A 16,874-nucleotide genomic window follows, 5' to 3' on the forward strand; every position below is an offset into this window, starting at 1 on the left:
AGTTATGTCAAGCGGTGAGGTCCTGATCGCCGGTGGATTTGGATGAAAAGTTTGAGTGGATGTATCTTTGTTGATGCCGGTTTGGAGTATTCATATTGGCGGCATTGTGTAGATTTTTGTTTTTTTTCTGATAAACCAAGGCGCTGCCGCAACGGCTTGTGTGTGTTCAGTTGTTGAAATTGCAAGTAATTTATTGAGTTTCTTAGCGGGTGTTTCATCGCTTTTAAGTGTTTCGATGAGAACTAAATGAGCGCTGTCCCGTGCTTTCCATGCATGGGAACTTAATGGCTGATGCCGATTGTTCCGGCTCGTCTATTAATTAAAAGAGAGTGCTCTTTCTCATGAACGTTTTTGACGCGATCTCCATCAGGCCCATGCTTCAAAACTTGCCGGAGTCTGACCCCGGTTCGACTGGCTTCGGCGCGAAAGCCAAGCCGACCTACACCACGGATCAGGCCGGCAAGCAGATCTCGCGGGACAACCTGCGGTTTCACGATCGTAACGGCGACAAGAAAGTTGATCTGTCCTACACCGTCGACCCCAGTTTCACCGCGCAGCAGCAACAACGCGTTCGTCAAGCGGTGCAGTCCTGGCAGGATGTTGCCAACATTAACCTCAAGGAGCAGGCAGATGGGGCAGACGGCACGGTAAACATTAAAAACAACCCTCGCGGTGACCGTGGTGTTGCCACATCACCTACACGCTCCAACACCAGCACGACCGCGACGATAGGCACGCTGAAAGCAGGGAGCAGACCTGGCCTGGGCAGCCACTTTTCGGTGACCGCGGTACATGAAATCGGGCACGCCATCGGCCTGCAGCATCCAGGCAACTACAATGGTGGCGGCTCTACCTACAACAGTGGCGCGGTCTATGCCGGGGATACCAAGGCGCGCAGCGTCATGAGCTACTGGTCGGAGAAAAACCAGGCCGGCCACGACTTTCAGTCTTCGAATCCATCCGCTCCAATGATGGACGACATCGCGGCAGCGCAGCGGTTGTATGGGGCCAATCACCAAACCCGCAATACCGACACCACGTATGGTTTCAACTCCAACACCGAGCGGGAGGCGATGACGCTCAAGAGCGCCACGGACAAACCCGTTTTTTGCGTATGGGACGGCGGCGGTGACGATACGTTGGACTTTTCAGGGTTCTCACAGAACCAGAAGATCAACCTCAATGCCGAGTCGTTCTCTGACGTGGGCGGCTTGAAGGGCAATGTCTCGATTGCCAAGGGGTGCACAATTGAAAACGCAACAGGTGGGGCCGGTCGCGACACCCTGATCGGTAACGAGGCGGGCAATCGACTCAAAGGTGGAGCAGGGGCTGATACGTTGCGCGGTGGCGGCGGAGCGGACATGTTTATCTACGACAAGGCCAGTGATTCCACGCCTCAGGATCCTGACTTGATCGAGGACTTTACCAGCGGTACCGACAAGATCGACCTGTCGGGCGCATTGAAAGAAGCCGGGGTGGGCACCCTGGTGTTCACGGACCGATTCACGGGGCGCGCTGGCGAGGCCTTGCTCAAGTACGACGCCGCCACGGGCCGGTCAAGCCTGGAAGTTGACCTGAACGGCAGTGGCAAAGCCGAGTTGTTGATCAACAGTGTTGGCCAGATCAAGTCGACGGATGTGCAGTGGGCGGGGGCGACGCCTGGGTTCAAGCCGGTGCCATTACCCATGCCAAATGTAGTGCCGTCCCCGGCGCCGCCCCCTGAGCCTGATTCGAAAACGACCACGCTTGCAGTGTTGAACGAGATGATCGCTAAGACATTGTCGACGTTGCTGCAGCTATTGAAAGGTCTGCTTCAACAGCCGGGCGCCCCTGGGTAACCGCCAGAGTGAAGGCAGAGTCTGGCCCTGTTTCCAGTGCCTGGCTCTCAGCCATCAGCACCACGTGGTGCAGCAGCCGGATGTGTAGCAGATTGTTTTCATGCCCGGGTTAGGGCGATGGGTAATTGTAGGTTTATATGTCTCCGGTTTTCTTCGTATCGCATATTGAATGCAGAGCTGGCCTGATCTGAAACTTCTGAATATAAATATAGTGCGCTTAAAAAATTGGCGATGTGTTTCTGGCTGTTTGGATATTTAAATTGAAACGTTCGTAGGGGTGGCATTCGGTTTTTTCATGTGAGATTTTAAGGCGGCTGTTAAGTGAAAAAGTCGCGTTGAAAGTCTGTTTCCTGATGAATCAAAGTCTCAACTAAAAGGATGTTGTTTGTATGAGAGTCACTGCTTCTTTTGTTAATCCGACTGTTTCAAGTCATGAGCTATCTACGTTGAATGCGGCCACTACCAGTGATGGCGCAACCTCAAAAAAAACCGTCACCACGGATGATGCTGCAAAGCAGATCCTGCGAGAGGGTTCGAGGCATTACGATCGTAATGGCGATAACAAAATCGAGCTTTCCTTCACCCTTGACGATCAATTCTCTGTGCAACAGAAAGCGTCCTTGCGCAAAGCCCTGACGTCTTGGCAGGACGTGACAAATATTGTCTTCAAGGAGGGGGCGACAGGTCCGGATGGTTCAATAACCATCAAGGCCAATCCCGATGACAATGGCGGGGTGTCGGGGCTGCCTAATCGCTGGTACGGTGATATGAGCACTACGGTTGGAACGAAAGGCGCTTCTGATGCCCCACGGCATGGCGATGTTTTTTTATCAACGGCCATACATGAGTTGGGACATGCCCTGGGGCTTGGCCACCCTGGGGACTATGGTGAAAGTGTGCACTCTTATGCAGATGCTCTATACACGCAGGACACCAGAGCCCACAGCGTAATGAGTTACTGGCGAGAAACCAATCATACGGGCCATGACTTCAAATCGCGCGAACCTTCAACACCAATGAAAGATGATATTGCTGCCGTACAGAAACTCTACGGGGCCAATCTCAATACGCGGAATACCGATACTACTTATGGCTTTGAATCCAATACTGACCGTGACCACTTCAGCCTTGAGTCCTCGAAGGACGCCCCGATATTTTCGGTATGGGACGGGGGCGGGAATGACACGCTGAACTTTTCGCTATTTTCCCAGAACCAGAAGATCAACCTTAATGCGGAGTCGTTTTCCAATGTGGGTGGCTTGAAGGGTAATGTGTCTATCGCCAAGGGCGTTGTCATTGAAAATGCCACAGGTGGCTCAGGTGACGATGAGCTCATAGGGAATGAGGCCGGCAACCGGCTCAAGGGTGGAGCGGGTTCAGACAGGTTGACAGGCGGCGCAGGCGCGGACGTGTTTGCTTACGATAAAGCGAGTGACTCGACACTCACCAGGCCTGACGAAATCCTGGATTTCACCAGCGGCACAGACAAGATCGACCTTTCGGGCTTATTGAAAAATACCTCAATCAAGCATTTCAACATTGTTGAGCGGTTTACGGGGCGTGCTGGCGAGATTGTCCTGAGCCATGACCCGCGCAGCGGAAACGGTAGTCTGGGTCTCGACACCACTGGCAGGGGCAAAGCGGATTTTCTGATTAAGAGCGTGGGTGGCATTCAGGCCAGTGACATAGTCACTGGCGGGGCACACGAACCTGGAGTTTCCAAGCCGGAGCCCCAACCAGAGCCCAAGCCAGAACCTCAACGGGACCCGAATCCGGAACCTTTTCCTGCTCCGCACGATACTGTCTATGGCTTCAACTCCAACACCGGTGATCCCTTCGTTAGCCTGCATTCCCAGAGTGGCGCTCCCAGGTTCCTGGTGAGGGACAAAGGTGGCGATGACACCCTGGACTTTTCGGGCTTCCGGCAGAATCAGACCATCGACTTGCGCGAGGGCGCAGCCTCCAGCGTAGGCGGCTTGCGCAATAACGTTGGTATAGCCAAAGGTGTCACCGTGGAGAATGCGATTGGCGGCTCAGGCCGTGACACGCTCATAGGCAATACGGTGGATAACGTTCTCACCGGCGGGGCAGGTGGAGATACGCTCTGGGGTGTGGGCGGTAGAAACACGTTCAGGTATGAGAAGGCCAGCGACTCGGCCTATGACGACGCTGACCTGATCATGGATTTCACCAGTGGCCAAGACACAATTGATCTGACGGGTTTAATGACAGAAGTCGGAACGCCCTTGCGGCTGGTGGATAGCTACACGGGCCGTATTGGAGATACCGTCGTCAAATACAACCAGCAGAGCGGGCGTTACTTTGTGGGCATCGACTTACTGGGACGGCGTCAGACAAACTTCCTGCTTAAAAGCACACGCTTGATCCGGCCAGAGGACGTGATCGGTCTGTCTACTCACCTGCGCTGAAAAGCAACGCGCCAGGGCGCTCGCCATCCTCCTGGAGGGGATACCGCCCATAAATCCCTGGGCGGTAATTCCCAATCAGTCAGCAAGCCCTTGACCTCGTCACTCGTCATTTCTGGCGGATGCGGCGTTGGAGCCGTTGATGCGGTTGTAAGGTGGGTCAGGCAGTCGCCACCGCCCCTTGCCGCGAGGCGCTCAAGAAGCGCAGCAACGCCACCAGCGGGAATGCGCTGCCCACCAGCATCACCCCCAGCCAGCCGCCGTGTTCGTACACGCTGCTGGCAATCGCCGAGCCGAAGGCGCCGCCGATGAAGATGCTGGTCATGTACAGCGCGTTCAGTCGGCTACGGCTGTTGGCGTCGAGGGCGTAGATGGCGCGCTGGCCAAGAACCATGTTCATCTGCACGCAGAAGTCCAGGACCACGCCGGTCACCGCCAGGCCGATCACGCTGTACAGCGGGTGCACGAAGGCCGGCAGGAAGCTCAGTGCGGCAAACAGCATCGCCAGCAGCGAAGCGCGGTGGGTGTGGCCGGCGTCCGCCAGGCGCCCAGCGATGGGTGCGGCGATGGCGCCCAGGGCACCGACCAGGGCAAACAGGGCGATCTGGCTTTGGCTCAGGCCGTGGTTGCGTGACAGTTCCAGCGGGGCGGCGGTCCAGAACAGGCTGAAGGTGGCGAACATGCAGCCCTGGTAAAACGCGCGCTGGCGCAGCACCGGCTGGCGGCGCAGCAAGGTGCCCAGCGAGGCGAGCAACTGGCCATAGCTGGCCGCGTGATCCGGTTGGCGCTTGGGGATGGTCAGCATCAGCACCACGCTGATAAACGCCATCAGTGCCGCGGCGGCCATGAACATGGCGCGCCAGCCGAAGTGGTCGGCCACCACGCTGGACACCGGTCGCGCCAGCAGGATACCCAGCAGCAAGCCGCCCATGATGCTGCCGACCACCCGGCCACGGGATTCAGCCGGCGCCAGGTGCGCCGCCAGCGGAATCAGGATCTGTACCGACACCGAACTGAAGCCGATCAGCAGCGACACCAGCAGGAACAGGTTCGGCTGTTCGGTGAACGCCGCACCCAGCAGGCTGGCGATGGCCACCACGGTGGTGATGATCATCAGCCGGCGGTTTTCCAGCAGGTCGCCCAACGGCACCAGGAAGAACAGGCCCAGGGCATAGCCGATCTGGGTCAGGGACACGATCAGGCTGGCCATGGCCGGCGTGAGGCCGATGTCCGGGGCGATCAGCTCGATGATCGGTTGCGCGTAGTAGATGTTGGCGACGATGGCGCCGCAACAGAACGCAAACAGCATCACCATGCCTCGGGTCATCGTGCTTGTAGCGGGGGGCGTGGCGTTCATGGCGTTCTCATAAAAGCGAAGGATTGTGGCGAGCGAGGATAAAGACTGGCCCCGGGCGGGAGTAGCCTGTCTGTGGTGATAACACTCATGCCGGGAATTAATGACTGAAACGTTAACTTTCGCGCTGAAGGTCGATGATACATTCAGTCACAACTGCATAAACAGGAAATCGACTGCCATGAAGACGACATTCAACAAGATGCTCCTGGCCTCCAGCCTGGCCGCGCTGATGACCGTGGGCGTTGCCCAGGCCGCAGATGCCCCGCGTGTCGGCGTGCGGGGTGCGATTACCGCGATGGACGGCGACGCGATGCACGTCAAGGTCAACAGCGGTGAAGACGTCACCGTGCACCTGACCAAGGACACGCAGGTGCGTGCGGTCACCCTGGCAAAAATCGAAGACATCAAGCCCGGCAGTTACATCGGTTCGGCGGCCATGCCCAACGCGGATGGCACCCTGACGGCGCTGGAAGTGCATGTATTCCCACCGGCGATGGCCGGTACAGGCGATGGGCACCGTGCGTTCGACCTGAAGGAAGGCAGCAGCATGACCAACGGCACCGTGGGTGACCTGGTGGTGAGCAATGGCCGCACGTTGACCGTCAAGTACAAGGGCGGCGAGCAGAAGATCGTGGTGCCGGATGATGTGCCGATCGTCAACCTGGAGCCGGGTGATCGCAGCTTGCTGAAGCCTGGGGTGAAGGTGGTGATGTTTGCGGCGAAGGGCGCGGACGGGAGCGTAACGGCCCAGGCGATTTCTGCGGGTAAGGATGGCGTGACACCGCCGATGTAACCGCTGAACACTGAAACAAATGTGGGAGCGGGCTTGCTCGCGAATGCGGTGTGACAGTCACCGGATGTACCGACTGATCCACCGCCTTCGCGAGCAAGCCCGCTCCCACATTTTTGACCGGGTTTCTCCAGTCAGAACTGCTTATTGGCCGGAGTAGATCTGGTCAAAAACCCCGCCATCATTGAAGTGGGTCTTCTGCACGGTGCGCCAGTCGCCAAAGGTCTTCTCTACCGACAGGAAGTCGACTTTCGGGAAACGGTCGGTGTACTTGGCCAGCACTTTCGGGTCACGTGGACGCAGGTAGTTGTTGGCGGCAATTTCCTGGCCTTCCGGCGACCACAGGTACTTCAGGTATTCCTCGGCAGCCACTTTGGTGCCTTTTTTCTCGACCACTTTGTCGACGATCGACACTGGCGGCTCAGCTTCTGCGGAAACGCTCGGGTAGATCACTTCGAACTGATCACGGCCGAATTCACGGGCGATCATTTCTGCTTCGTTCTCAAAGGTCACCAGCACGTCGCCGATCTGGTTGGTCATGAACGTGGTGGTAGCGGCACGGCCACCGGTGTCCAGCACGGGCGCGTGCTTGAACAGGTCACCGACAAACTTCTTGGCCTTCTCTTCGTCGCCACCGTTTTTCAGCACATAACCCCAGGCCGAGAGGTAGGTGTAGCGGCCGTTACCGGAGGTCTTCGGGTTCGGCACGATGACTTGCACGCCATCCTTGAGCAGGTCCGGCCAGTCTTTCAGGGCTTTCGGGTTGCCTTTGCGCACGATGAACACCGTGGCCGAAGTGAACGGCGCACTGTTGTTCGGCAGGCGGGTAACCCAGTTGTCCGGCACCAGTTTGCCGTTGTCCGCCAGGGCGTTGATGTCGGTGGCCATGTTCATGGTGATCACGTCAGCCGGCAGGCCGTCGATCACCGAGCGCGCTTGTTTGCTCGAACCACCGAAGGACATCTGCAGGGTCAGCTTGTCGTTTGGATGCTCGGCGACCCAGTGCTTCTGGAAGGCGGCGTTGTAGTCCTTGTAGAAGTCACGCATCACGTCATAGGAGACGTTGAGCAGGGTGACCGGGGCGGCCTGGACGACGCCAGCCAGTGCGAGGCCGGCGGCCAGGAGAGAGGCACTAACGAGTTTTTTCACTGCTCATTCCTTGTTGTTCGAGAAGGTTTTTGAAACGCATGGGGGCAATATGCCAGCGACTATAACGGGGGGGCGCATAGTCGCTTAAAGATTAAAAAGAACTTTGCTTATTCCAGTTTCTTGAAAAGCGCGCTGCCACACCGTGAGCAAAACGCTGCATTGGGCTCATGGCTGTTTTTCTTGCACACCGGGCAATCCGTTTGTAATTGCTCACCGCGCATGGCGTTGGCCAGTTCGGCGGTGAAGATCCCGGTGGGCACCGCGATGATCGAATAACCGGTGATCATCACCAGCGACGAAATCACCTGGCCCAGCGGGGTCTTCGGCACGATATCGCCAAAACCCACGGTGGTCAGCGTCACGATTGCCCAATAGATGCCCTTGGGAATACTGGTAAACCCGTGCTCCGGGCCTTCGATCACGTACATCAAGGTGCCGAACACCGTGACCAGGGTGCAGACGCTGACCAGGAACACCACGATCTTCTGCTTGCTGCCCCGCAGCGCCGACATCAGGTAGTTGGCCTGCTTGAGGTACGGGCCGAGCTTGAGCACGCGGAAAATCCGCAGCATCCGGATGATCCGGATAATCAGCAGGTACTGCGCGTCGCTGTAATACAGCGCGAGGATGCCCGGCACGATCGCCAGCAAATCCACCAGCCCATAAAAGCTGAAGGCATAGCGCAACGGCTTGGGCGAGCAATACAGCCGCAGGCCGTATTCGATGGCGAAGATGATGGTGAAGCCCCACTCGATATAGGCCAGCACGTTGGCGTAGTTGTCGTGGACTGCCTGGATGCTGTCGAGGATCACGATCACCAGGCTGGCCAGAATGATCAGCAACAGGGTGCTGTCGAAGCGTCGGCCGGCCGGGGTGTCACTTTGGAAAACCATGACGTAGAGACGCTCACGCCAGTGCTTGTTGCTGTCCATGGAAGTCGCCTGAATCGAAGATCAGCGAAGCCTAGGGGGATTCGAAGGGGCTGTCCATGCAGGTTTTCTGCATCACCCGCTGACTGGCGCGCACCAGCCAGGTGGCGAGGATAAACGGCGCGGTCAGCGCGGGCAGGTTCAGGCCGGTGAAGCCGGGCGTGAGGATGATCGCCAGCAGGATGCCGATCAGCGGCAGCCAGGGTTGGCGACGATACTGGCTGAGGGCCAGGGCGGCCAGCGCCGGGTTATAGCTGTGCAGGCCGAGCAGGGCGCTGGCGGGCTCGTCCATCAACAGGGCGATCAACACGCCGAGGCTCGCGCCGGTCAGCGCCCACAAGGCCGCGCGGCGGCTGGCTATTAAAAGGCCGAGGGCGATCAGCAGGCCGGCGAGGGGTTGGTCCATCAGGATGACTTGGGCCAGACCTGTGAACGGCGCGCAGAGTAGCGCCCAGGTGCCGGGTTCGCTGGCGGCAAATGCGGCGGGCGCGGTGGTGCCCAGCAGCAGCCAGCCGAGTACCACAAACGGTGCGGTGTAGGCGGGCAGGTCATCGGGGTTGGCGGCGCGTTTGAGCCACTGGCGAGTGAGGATTGCGCTGAGGCCACCGCAGGCGAGAATCAACGGCGGCAGCAGTGCCGACCAGCTGAAGTGCTGGCTGATCAGCAAGCCGAGCAGCACGCCGTTGTAGCTATAGAGACCGGCCTGGCGTTCGGCCTTGGGATAGCCGCGGCGTTGGGCGGTCAGCAAGCCGGCGACACCGCCCAGCAGCGCGCCGCCGAGCAGGGCCGGGGCGCCGACCAGGATCGCCAGCAGGCAGAGCAGGCCACACAGCGGGTGGCGCTGCAGGAATATCTGGCTGAAGCCGTTGAGCAGGGCTTCGGCCCAGTCGGGGCAGGGTTGGTTGGGCATGATCAATAATCTGCAGGAAAGCGCCGAATCTTGTGGCGAGGGAGCTTGCTCCCGCTGGGGCGCGCAGCGGCCCCAAAAGATGGGCCTGCTGCGCAGTCCAGCGGGAGCAAGCTCCCTCGCCACAGGGGATTAGATCAATGTCTCGATCCGCAACGAATTGGTCGACCCTGGCTGCCCGAATGGCACCCCAGCAGTAATCACCAACGTATCCCCACGCTCCGCCATACCCTGTGCCTGGGCAATCTCCAACGCCGTGGAACACACCTCATCCACCTGCCGCAGCCGATCGTTCACCACCGAATGCACGCCCCACGCCACGCTCAAGCGTCGCGCCGTCGACAGGTTCGGTGTCAGGTTCAGAATCGGCACCGCCGGCCGTTCCCGCGCCGCCCGCAAGGTGGAGCTGCCCGACTCGCTGTAGTTCACCAGCACTGCCACCGGCAGGATGCTGCTGATACGGCGGATCGCACAGCTGATGGCGTCCGACACCGTGGCATCCGCCTTGGGCCGGCTGACGTCCAGCTGGGTCTGGTAATCCGGGCCATTTTCCACCTGGCGAATGATCTTGCTCATCATCAGCACGGCCTCCAACGGGTATTCACCGGAAGCGGTTTCCGCCGACAGCATCACCGCATCCGCCCCTTCCGCCACTGCGTTGGCCACGTCGGTGACTTCGGCACGGGTCGGCGCCGGGGAGAAGCGCATGGATTCAAGCATCTGCGTGGCCACCACCACCGGTTTACCCAACTGGCGGCACACACCAATGATGTCCTTCTGGATTTGCGGCACGCTTTCCGCCGGCACTTCCACCCCCAGGTCGCCTCTGGCGACCATGATCGCGTCGCTCAGCTCGGCGATTTCCTGCAGGCGCTGCACCGCCGAGGGCTTCTCGATCTTGGCCATCAGGAACGCCTTGTCGCCGATCAACTCGCGGGCTTCGCGGATGTCTTCCGGGCGTTGCACAAACGACAGCGCCACCCAGTCCACCCCCAGTTCCAGGCCGAAGCTCAGGTCGCGGCGGTCCTTGGCGGTCAGCGGGCTGAGCTCCAGCAATGCCTGGGGTACGTTCACGCCTTTACGGTCCGACAGTTCGCCGCCGTTGAGCACGGTGGTGTCGATGGCATCGGCGTGCTTGGTGATCACCCGCAGGCGCAGCTTGCCGTCGTCCAGCAGCAGGTCCATGCCGGGCTGCAGGGCCGCGATGATTTCCGGGTGGGGCAGGTTGACTCGCCGCTGGTCACCGGGTGTCGGGTCGAGGTCCAGGCGCAGGGCCTGGCCGCGAATCAGTTGCACTTTTCCTTCGGCAAAACGCCCCACCCGCAGCTTCGGCCCTTGCAGGTCCATCAGGATGCCGAGGGGATAATTGAGCTGGCGCTCCACCTGGCGAATCCACTGGTAGCGTTGGGCGTGGTCGGCATGATCGCCATGGCTGAAGTTCAGGCGAAAGATATTCACCCCGGCTTCCACCAGCTCGCGGATGTCGTCGATGCTGTCGGTGGCCGGGCCCAGCGTGGCGAGGATCTTGACCTTCTTGTCAGGCGTCATGTTCAGGGGACTCTCTTTCAGGGCTTTCAAGAATCAGAATGGCGCGGAAATCGTTGACGTTGGTGCGGGTCGGCTCGGTGATGATCAAGCCGTCGAGGGCCGCGAAGTAACCGTAGCCATTGTTGTTGTCCAGCTCGTCACTGGCGCTCAAGCCCAGGGCTTCGGCGCGGGCGTAGCTGGTGGGCGTCATGATCGCGCCGGCGTTGTCTTCCGAGCCGTCGATGCCGTCGGTGTCACCCGCCAGGGCGTAGACGCCGGGCAGGCCCTTGAGGCTGTCGGTGAGGCTCAGCAGGAATTCGGCGTTGCGTCCGCCACGGCCATTGCCGCGTACGGTGACGGTGGTTTCGCCGCCGGAGAGGATCACGCAAGGCGCCGCCAGGGGTTGGCCGTGCTGGATGATTTGCCGGGCGATACCGGCGTGCACCTTGGCCACGTCCCGCGCTTCGCCTTCCAGGTCGCCGAGGATCAGCGGGCTGAAACCGGCCTGGCGGACTTTCACCGCCACCGCTTCCAGGGATTGCTGCGGACGGGCGATCAGTTGGAAATGGCTGCGGGCGAGCACCGGGTCCCCGGGCTTGACGGTTTCCGACTCCGGGCTTTGCAGCCAGGTGCGCACCGACGCCGGGATTTCAATCTGGTAGCGCTTGAGAATCGCCAGCGCCTGTTGCGAGGTACTGGGGTCGCCAACAGTGGGGCCGGAAGCGATGACCGTGGCCTGGTCGCCCGGTACATCGGAAATCGCGTAGGTGTAGACGGTGGCAGGCCAGCTTGCCTTGGCCAGGCGCCCGCCCTTGATCGCCGAGAGGTGCTTGCGCACGCAGTTCATCTCGCCGATGGTGGCGCCGGATTTGAGCAGGGCCTTGTTGATCGCTTGCTTGTCCGCCAGGGTGATGCCGGCGGCCGGAAGGGCGAGCAGTGCAGAGCCGCCGCCGGAGAGCAGGAAGATCACGCGGTCGTCTTCGCCCAGGTTGCTGATCAGCTCCAGCACACGCTTGGCCACGGCCTGGCCTGCGGCGTCCGGCACCGGGTGCGCGGCTTCGACCACTTCGATTTTCTTGCAGGGTGCGCCGTGGCCGTAGCGGGTGACCACCAGGCCCGAGACTTCGCCTTGCCAGCAGTTTTCCACCACCAGCGCCATGGCGGCGGCGGCTTTGCCGGCGCCGATCACGATGACACGGCCGCTGCGGTCGGCGGGCAGATAGGGTTCGAGGACTTGCCGGGGGTGGGCGGCGTCGATGGCTGTGGCAAACAGCTCGCGAAGCAGGTGTTGCGGATCGACCGACATAAGCGGGCTCCCGGGGATTCTTGTTATTAGGGGTGCATCAAATTCGATGTGAAATGCGGTCAAAAATGTGGGAGCGGGCTTGCTCGCGAAAGCGGTCTACCATTCGACATCCATGCTGACTGATACACCGCTTTCGCGAGCAAGCCCGCTCCCACATTCGATCGCATTTCAACGGGCGTTATTTATCGCGAATCGAAAAATTCGCCATATGTTCCAGGCCCTTGATCAGCGCCGAGTGGTCCCAGTTGCCGCCACCGATGGCGGTGCAGGTGCTGAACACCTGCTGCGTGCCGGCGGTGTTCGGCAGGTTGATCCCCAGCTCCTTGGCACCGGCCAGGGCCAGGTTCAGATCCTTCTGGTGCAGGTTGATGCGGAAGCCCGGATCGAAGGTGCCCTTGATCATGCGCTCGCCATGCACTTCGAGGATTTTCGACGAAGCAAACCCCCCCATCAGTGCTTCACGCACCTTGGCCGGGTCGGCGCCGTTCTTCGAGGCGAACAGCAGCGCTTCCGCCACCGCCTGGATGTTCAACGCAACGATGATCTGGTTGGCCACCTTGGCGGTCTGGCCATCGCCATTGCCGCCCACCAGGGTGATGTTCTTGCCCATGGCCTGGAACAGCGGCAGGGCGCGTTCGAAGGTGTGCGGGTCGCCGCCGATCATGATGCTCAGGGTGCCGGCCTTGGCACCGACTTCACCACCGGACACCGGGGCGTCGAGGTAACGTGCGCCGGTCTCGTTGATCTTCGCGGCGAAGGCCTTGGTGGCGGTGGGCGAGATCGAACTCATGTCGATCACCACTTTGTTCGGCCCAAGGCCTGCGGCAACGCCGTCGGCGCGGAACAGCACATCATCGACCTGCGGAGTGTCGGGCACCATGACGATGATGAATTCGGCTTCCTGGGCCACTTGCTGCGGGTTGGCCAGGGCCACCGCACCAGCGCTGATCAGTTCAGCCGGCGCCTTGCCGTGATGCTCGGAAAGAAACAGTTGGTGACCGGCCTTTTGCAGGTTGGCAGCCATGGGTTGGCCCATGATGCCGGTGCCGATAAATCCGATTTTAGCCATGACGAAAATCCTCTTATTGTTAGGTGTGCAGGCCTGGCGCGGCCTGCTAAACACAGGAGATCCACTGTGGGAGCGGGCTTGCTCGCGAATGGGGGCCGACATTCAGCATTGATGTCGACTGATCCACCGCTTTCGCGAGCAAGCCCGCTCCCACATTGGGTGCTGTGTTTGTTCAGTTAGATCGCGTTGTGGCTTTTGAGCCAACCCAAACCCGCTTCGGTGGTGGTCAACGGTTTGTACTCACAGCCGACCCAACCCTGATAACCGATGCGGTCCAAATGTTCGAACAGGAAGCGGTAGTTGATCTCACCGGTCCCCGGCTCGTTGCGCCCCGGGTTGTCCGCCAGCTGGATGTGGTTGATCTCACCCAGGTGCGCAGCCATGGTGCGGGCCAGGTCGCCTTCCATGATTTGCATGTGATAGATGTCGTATTGCAGGAACAGGTTGGCACTGCCTACCTGCTCGCGAATCGACAGGGCCTGCGCCGTGTTGTTCAGATAGAAACCCGGAATGTCGCGGGTATTGATCATCTCCATCACAAGCCGGATGCCCACCGCCTGCAGCTTGTCGGCGGCGTACTTGAGGTTGGCGACGAAGGTTTTTTCAAGCGTCGCGTCATCCACGCCGGCCGGGCGAATCCCCGCCAGGCAGTTGACCTGGGTATTGCCCAGTACCTGGGCGTAGGCGATGGCCAGGTTGACCCCGGCACGGAACTCCTCGACCCGGTCCGGGTGGCAGGCCAGGCCGCGTTCGCCCTTGGCCCAGTCACCGGCCGGCAGGTTGAACAGCACTTGGGTCAGGCCGTGGGCATCGAGTTGCGCCTTGATTTCAGCTGAGCTGAATTCATAGGGAAACAGGTATTCCACACCACTGAACCCCGCGTCGGCGGCGGCTTTGAAACGGGCAAGAAAGTCCTGTTCGGTAAACAGCATGGACAGGTTGGCGGCAAAACGCGGCATGGGGTTCTCCTTAATCGAGCAGTGAAATGGCAGTCGGCGCGTCGTTGCCCACCAGTGCCAGATCTTCGAATTCGTTGACGGCGTTGATCTCGGTGCCCATGGAAATATTGGTCACCCGCTCCAGAATAATCTCAACGATCACCGGAACCTTGAATTCTTCGATCATTTCCTGAGCCTTGCGCAGTGCCGGCTGGATCTGGCCCGGCTCGAACACCCGCAGGGCCTTGCAACCCAGGCCTTCGGCGACGGCCACGTGGTCGACGCCGTAACCGTTGAGTTCCGGTGCGTTGAGGTTGTCGAAGGACAGCTGCACGCAGTAGTCCATTTCAAACCCGCGCTGGGCCTGGCGGATCAGCCCCAGGTAGGAGTTGTTCACCACCACGTGGATGTACGGCAGCTTGAACTGTGCGCCCACGGCCAGCTCTTCGATCATGAACTGGAAGTCATAGTCGCCGGACAGTGCCACGACTTTGCGGGTCGGGTCCGCCTTGACCACACCCAGTGCCGCCGGAATGGTCCAGCCGAGCGGGCCGGCCTGGCCGCAGTTGATCCAGTGGCGTGGCTTGTAGACGTGCAGGAACTGCGCGCCGGCAATCTGCGACAGGCCGATGGTGCTGACGTAGCAGGTGTCTTTGCCGAACACCTGGTTCATCTCTTCGTACACCCGTTGCGGCTTGACCGGCACGTTGTCGAAGTGGGTCTTGCGGTGCAGGGTGGCCTTGCGCTGCTGGCAATCGTGGAGCCAGGCGCTGCGGTCCTTGAGCTTGCCGGCGGCTTTCCACTCGCGGGCCACTTCAATGAACATGGTCAATGCAGAGCCGGCGTCGGAAACGATGCCCAGGTCCGGGGTGAACACGCGGCCGATTTGCGTCGGCTCGATGTCCACGTGAATGAATTTGCGGCCCTCGGTGTACACCTCCACCGAACCGGTGTGACGGTTGGCCCAGCGGTTACCGATGCCCAGCACCACGTCCGATTTCAACATCGTCGCGTTGCCATAACGGTGGGATGTTTGCAGGCCGACCATGCCCACCATCTGCGGGTGATCGTCCGGGATCGTGCCCCAGCCCATGAGGGTCGGGATCACCGGGATGCCGGTCAACTCGGCGAATTCCACCAGCAGTTCGCTGGCGTCGGCGTTGATCACGCCACCACCGCTCACCAGCAATGGGCGCTCGGCCTGGTCCAGCAGGGCCAGGGCTTTTTCCACCTGGATACGGGTCGCCAAAGGCTTGGCCAGGGGCAGTGGTTGGTAGGCGTCGATATCGAATTCGATCTCGGCCATTTGTACGTCGAATGGCAGGTCGATCAGCACCGGGCCCGGGCGACCGGAGCGCATTTCATAGAAGGCTTTCTGGAAGGCATACGGCACCTGGCCGGGTTCCAGGACGGTGGTCGCCCACTTGGTCACCGGCTTGACGATGCTGGTGATGTCGACAGCCTGGAAGTCTTCCTTGTGCATGCGTGCCCGTGGCGCCTGGCCGGTGATGCACAGGATCGGGATCGAGTCCGCCGAGGCGCTGTACAGGCCGGTAACCATGTCGGTGCCCGCCGGGCCCGAGGTGCCGATGCACACGCCGATATTGCCGGCCTTGGTGCGGGTGTAGCCCTCGGCCATGTGCGAGGCGCCTTCAACGTGGCGAGCAAGGACGTGATCGATGCCACCGACCTTCTGCAAGGCCGAATACAGCGGGTTGATCGCGGCGCCCGGGATACCGAAGGCGGTGTCGACCCCTTCACGGCGCATCACCAGGACAGCGGCTTCGATTGCTCTCATTTTGCTCATGGTTTTGGTGCCTCTTGCGTTTTGTAATTGTATACAAGTGGTGTTGGTCCGAAGTGTATTCACGGCGAGCGGGGCAGGTCAATCCATTTTCTTGGGTGGCCTTTACGTTCGTCGGAAGGCTTATGGACGGGAATATTTCGACGTGTGGTGCGTATGTTTGGAAATATTGTATACAAAAAATAAGTCTATTGTGTTCTATTTGTTTGATCGAGCTTCTGATCAGACAGAGCCCCACGGCTTTCCCATAACAAGATAAGGACGGCACCCATGAGCGCTTTAACCTTGAAAGTCGCAGTCAACCTGGCCAGCCACGCCATCGCGGCAGGCCGCACCATTTCGGCGGCACCGCTGACCGTTGCGGTACTCGACAGCGGCGGGCATTTGATAACGTTGCAGCGCGAGGATGGCGCGAGCCTGCTGCGCCCGCAGATCGCGATTGGCAAGGCCTGGGGCGCGATAGCCCTGGGCAAGGGCTCGCGCTTGCTGGCGCTGGACGCACAGCAACGGCCGGCGTTTATTGCCGCGCTGAACAGCCTGGGGCAGGGCAGCGTGGTGCCGGCACCGGGCGGGGTGTTGATCCGGGATCAGGCGGGTGTGGTGCTGGGCGCGATCGGGATCAGCGGGGATACGTCGGATATTGACGAGCAGTGTGCGATCAGTGCGATCGAGGGGTTGGGGTTGTTGGCGGATGCGGGGGTTACTGCTTGATGTGAGGTGACTGGTCGGGCCTCTTCGCGAGCAAGCCCGCTCCCACATTTGACTGCATTCCAAGGCTGGAACTCGGTCAAATGTGGGAGCGGGCTTGCTCGCGAAAGGGGCGACTTGGTCCCG

General features: G+C 60.2%; 13 protein-coding genes. 4 read left to right on the forward strand and 9 right to left on the reverse strand.

The genetic code is table 11. The features are described from left to right. Positions 1-341: 341 nt before the first annotated feature. Positions 342-1,838 (forward strand): M10 family metallopeptidase C-terminal domain-containing protein, encoded by a 1,497-nt coding sequence (locus tag HX817_RS24645; RefSeq protein WP_177041456.1) that lies wholly within the window; start codon positions 342-344, stop codon positions 1,836-1,838. A gap of 389 nt (positions 1,839-2,227) precedes the next feature. Beyond that, on the forward strand, positions 2,228-4,267 hold the full coding sequence (locus HX817_RS24650; protein ID WP_177041458.1) for a M10 family metallopeptidase C-terminal domain-containing protein: 2,040 nt from the start codon (positions 2,228-2,230) through the stop codon (positions 4,265-4,267). Between the two features lie 157 nt (positions 4,268-4,424). Here HX817_RS24650 and HX817_RS24655 read toward each other — a convergent pair whose 3' ends face one another. Further along, positions 4,425-5,621 carry an MFS transporter gene (locus HX817_RS24655; protein WP_032899318.1) on the reverse strand — a complete coding sequence of 399 codons (1,197 nt, stop codon included), beginning with the start codon at positions 5,619-5,621 and terminating at the stop codon, positions 4,425-4,427. 178 nt (positions 5,622-5,799) lie between these two features. Between HX817_RS24655 and HX817_RS24660 the strand changes: the two genes are divergently transcribed. Then, positions 5,800-6,414, forward strand: coding sequence for a DUF5666 domain-containing protein (locus HX817_RS24660; RefSeq protein ID WP_008434747.1), 615 nt, complete (start codon positions 5,800-5,802; stop codon positions 6,412-6,414). 141 nt (positions 6,415-6,555) lie between these two features. On the opposite strand, the gene HX817_RS24665 is transcribed toward HX817_RS24660, so the two are convergent. From HX817_RS24665 to gcl, 8 genes are all read right to left on the reverse strand, one after another. Continuing rightward, positions 6,556-7,560 carry a sulfate ABC transporter substrate-binding protein gene (locus HX817_RS24665; protein ID WP_177041460.1) on the reverse strand — a complete coding sequence of 335 codons (1,005 nt, stop codon included), beginning with the start codon at positions 7,558-7,560 and terminating at the stop codon, positions 6,556-6,558. Positions 7,561-7,667: 107 nt separating this feature from the next. Beyond that, positions 7,668-8,492, reverse strand: coding sequence for an ion transporter (locus HX817_RS24670; protein ID WP_008434745.1), 825 nt, complete (start codon positions 8,490-8,492; stop codon positions 7,668-7,670). Positions 8,493-8,523: 31 nt separating this feature from the next. Then, a complete protein-coding gene (locus HX817_RS24675) occupies positions 8,524-9,399 on the reverse strand; it encodes an urea transporter (protein ID WP_177041462.1) in 876 nt (291 codons plus the stop codon). A 129-nt stretch (positions 9,400-9,528) separates the two neighbouring features. Beyond that, positions 9,529-10,944 (reverse strand): pyruvate kinase, encoded by a 1,416-nt coding sequence (gene pyk, locus HX817_RS24680; RefSeq protein WP_003210597.1) that lies wholly within the window; start codon positions 10,942-10,944, stop codon positions 9,529-9,531. Then, positions 10,934-12,229 (reverse strand): glycerate kinase, encoded by a 1,296-nt coding sequence (locus HX817_RS24685; RefSeq protein WP_003210596.1) that lies wholly within the window; start codon positions 12,227-12,229, stop codon positions 10,934-10,936. The genes pyk and HX817_RS24685 overlap by 11 nt, the downstream gene beginning before the upstream one ends. A 178-nt stretch (positions 12,230-12,407) precedes the next feature. Beyond that, the gene (locus HX817_RS24690) at positions 12,408-13,298 is read right to left on the reverse strand and encodes a 2-hydroxy-3-oxopropionate reductase (protein ID WP_003210595.1); all 891 of its coding nucleotides are present in this window, start codon (positions 13,296-13,298) and stop codon (positions 12,408-12,410) included. 176 nt (positions 13,299-13,474) lie between these two features. After that, positions 13,475-14,257: a hydroxypyruvate isomerase gene (gene hyi / locus HX817_RS24695; protein ID WP_008432625.1), complete on the reverse strand. Its 783-nt coding sequence runs from the start codon at positions 14,255-14,257 to the stop codon at positions 13,475-13,477. A 10-nt stretch (positions 14,258-14,267) separates the two neighbouring features. Beyond that, positions 14,268-16,043: a glyoxylate carboligase gene (gcl, locus tag HX817_RS24700; RefSeq protein WP_063028181.1), complete on the reverse strand. Its 1,776-nt coding sequence runs from the start codon at positions 16,041-16,043 to the stop codon at positions 14,268-14,270. A 267-nt stretch (positions 16,044-16,310) separates the two neighbouring features. Between gcl and HX817_RS24705 the strand changes: the two genes are divergently transcribed. Next, positions 16,311-16,751: a heme-binding protein gene (locus HX817_RS24705; protein WP_003210592.1), complete on the forward strand. Its 441-nt coding sequence runs from the start codon at positions 16,311-16,313 to the stop codon at positions 16,749-16,751. Positions 16,752-16,874: the final 123 nt, after the last annotated feature.

The organism is Pseudomonas sp. C6002 (assembly GCF_013385805.1).
In the GTDB taxonomy this organism is placed as follows: Bacteria; Pseudomonadota; Gammaproteobacteria; order Pseudomonadales; family Pseudomonadaceae; genus Aquipseudomonas.

Coding starts and splice junctions, on each gene's coding strand:
- HX817_RS24685 (WP_003210596.1), bottom strand. CDS start 12,229: ATGTCGGTCGATCCGCAACACCTGCTTCGCGAGCTGTTTGCCACAGCC.
- HX817_RS24655 (WP_032899318.1), bottom strand. CDS start 5,621: ATGAACGCCACGCCCCCCGCTACAAGCACGATGACCCGAGGCATGGTG.
- HX817_RS24650 (WP_177041458.1), top strand. CDS start 2,228: ATGAGAGTCACTGCTTCTTTTGTTAATCCGACTGTTTCAAGTCATGAG.
- gcl (WP_063028181.1), bottom strand. CDS start 16,043: ATGAGCAAAATGAGAGCAATCGAAGCCGCTGTCCTGGTGATGCGCCGT.
- HX817_RS24660 (WP_008434747.1), top strand. CDS start 5,800: ATGAAGACGACATTCAACAAGATGCTCCTGGCCTCCAGCCTGGCCGCG.
- hyi (WP_008432625.1), bottom strand. CDS start 14,257: ATGCCGCGTTTTGCCGCCAACCTGTCCATGCTGTTTACCGAACAGGAC.
- HX817_RS24690 (WP_003210595.1), bottom strand. CDS start 13,298: ATGGCTAAAATCGGATTTATCGGCACCGGCATCATGGGCCAACCCATG.
- HX817_RS24675 (WP_177041462.1), bottom strand. CDS start 9,399: ATGCCCAACCAACCCTGCCCCGACTGGGCCGAAGCCCTGCTCAACGGC.
- HX817_RS24645 (WP_177041456.1), top strand. CDS start 342: ATGAACGTTTTTGACGCGATCTCCATCAGGCCCATGCTTCAAAACTTG.
- pyk (WP_003210597.1), bottom strand. CDS start 10,944: ATGACGCCTGACAAGAAGGTCAAGATCCTCGCCACGCTGGGCCCGGCC.
- HX817_RS24705 (WP_003210592.1), top strand. CDS start 16,311: ATGAGCGCTTTAACCTTGAAAGTCGCAGTCAACCTGGCCAGCCACGCC.
- HX817_RS24670 (WP_008434745.1), bottom strand. CDS start 8,492: ATGGACAGCAACAAGCACTGGCGTGAGCGTCTCTACGTCATGGTTTTC.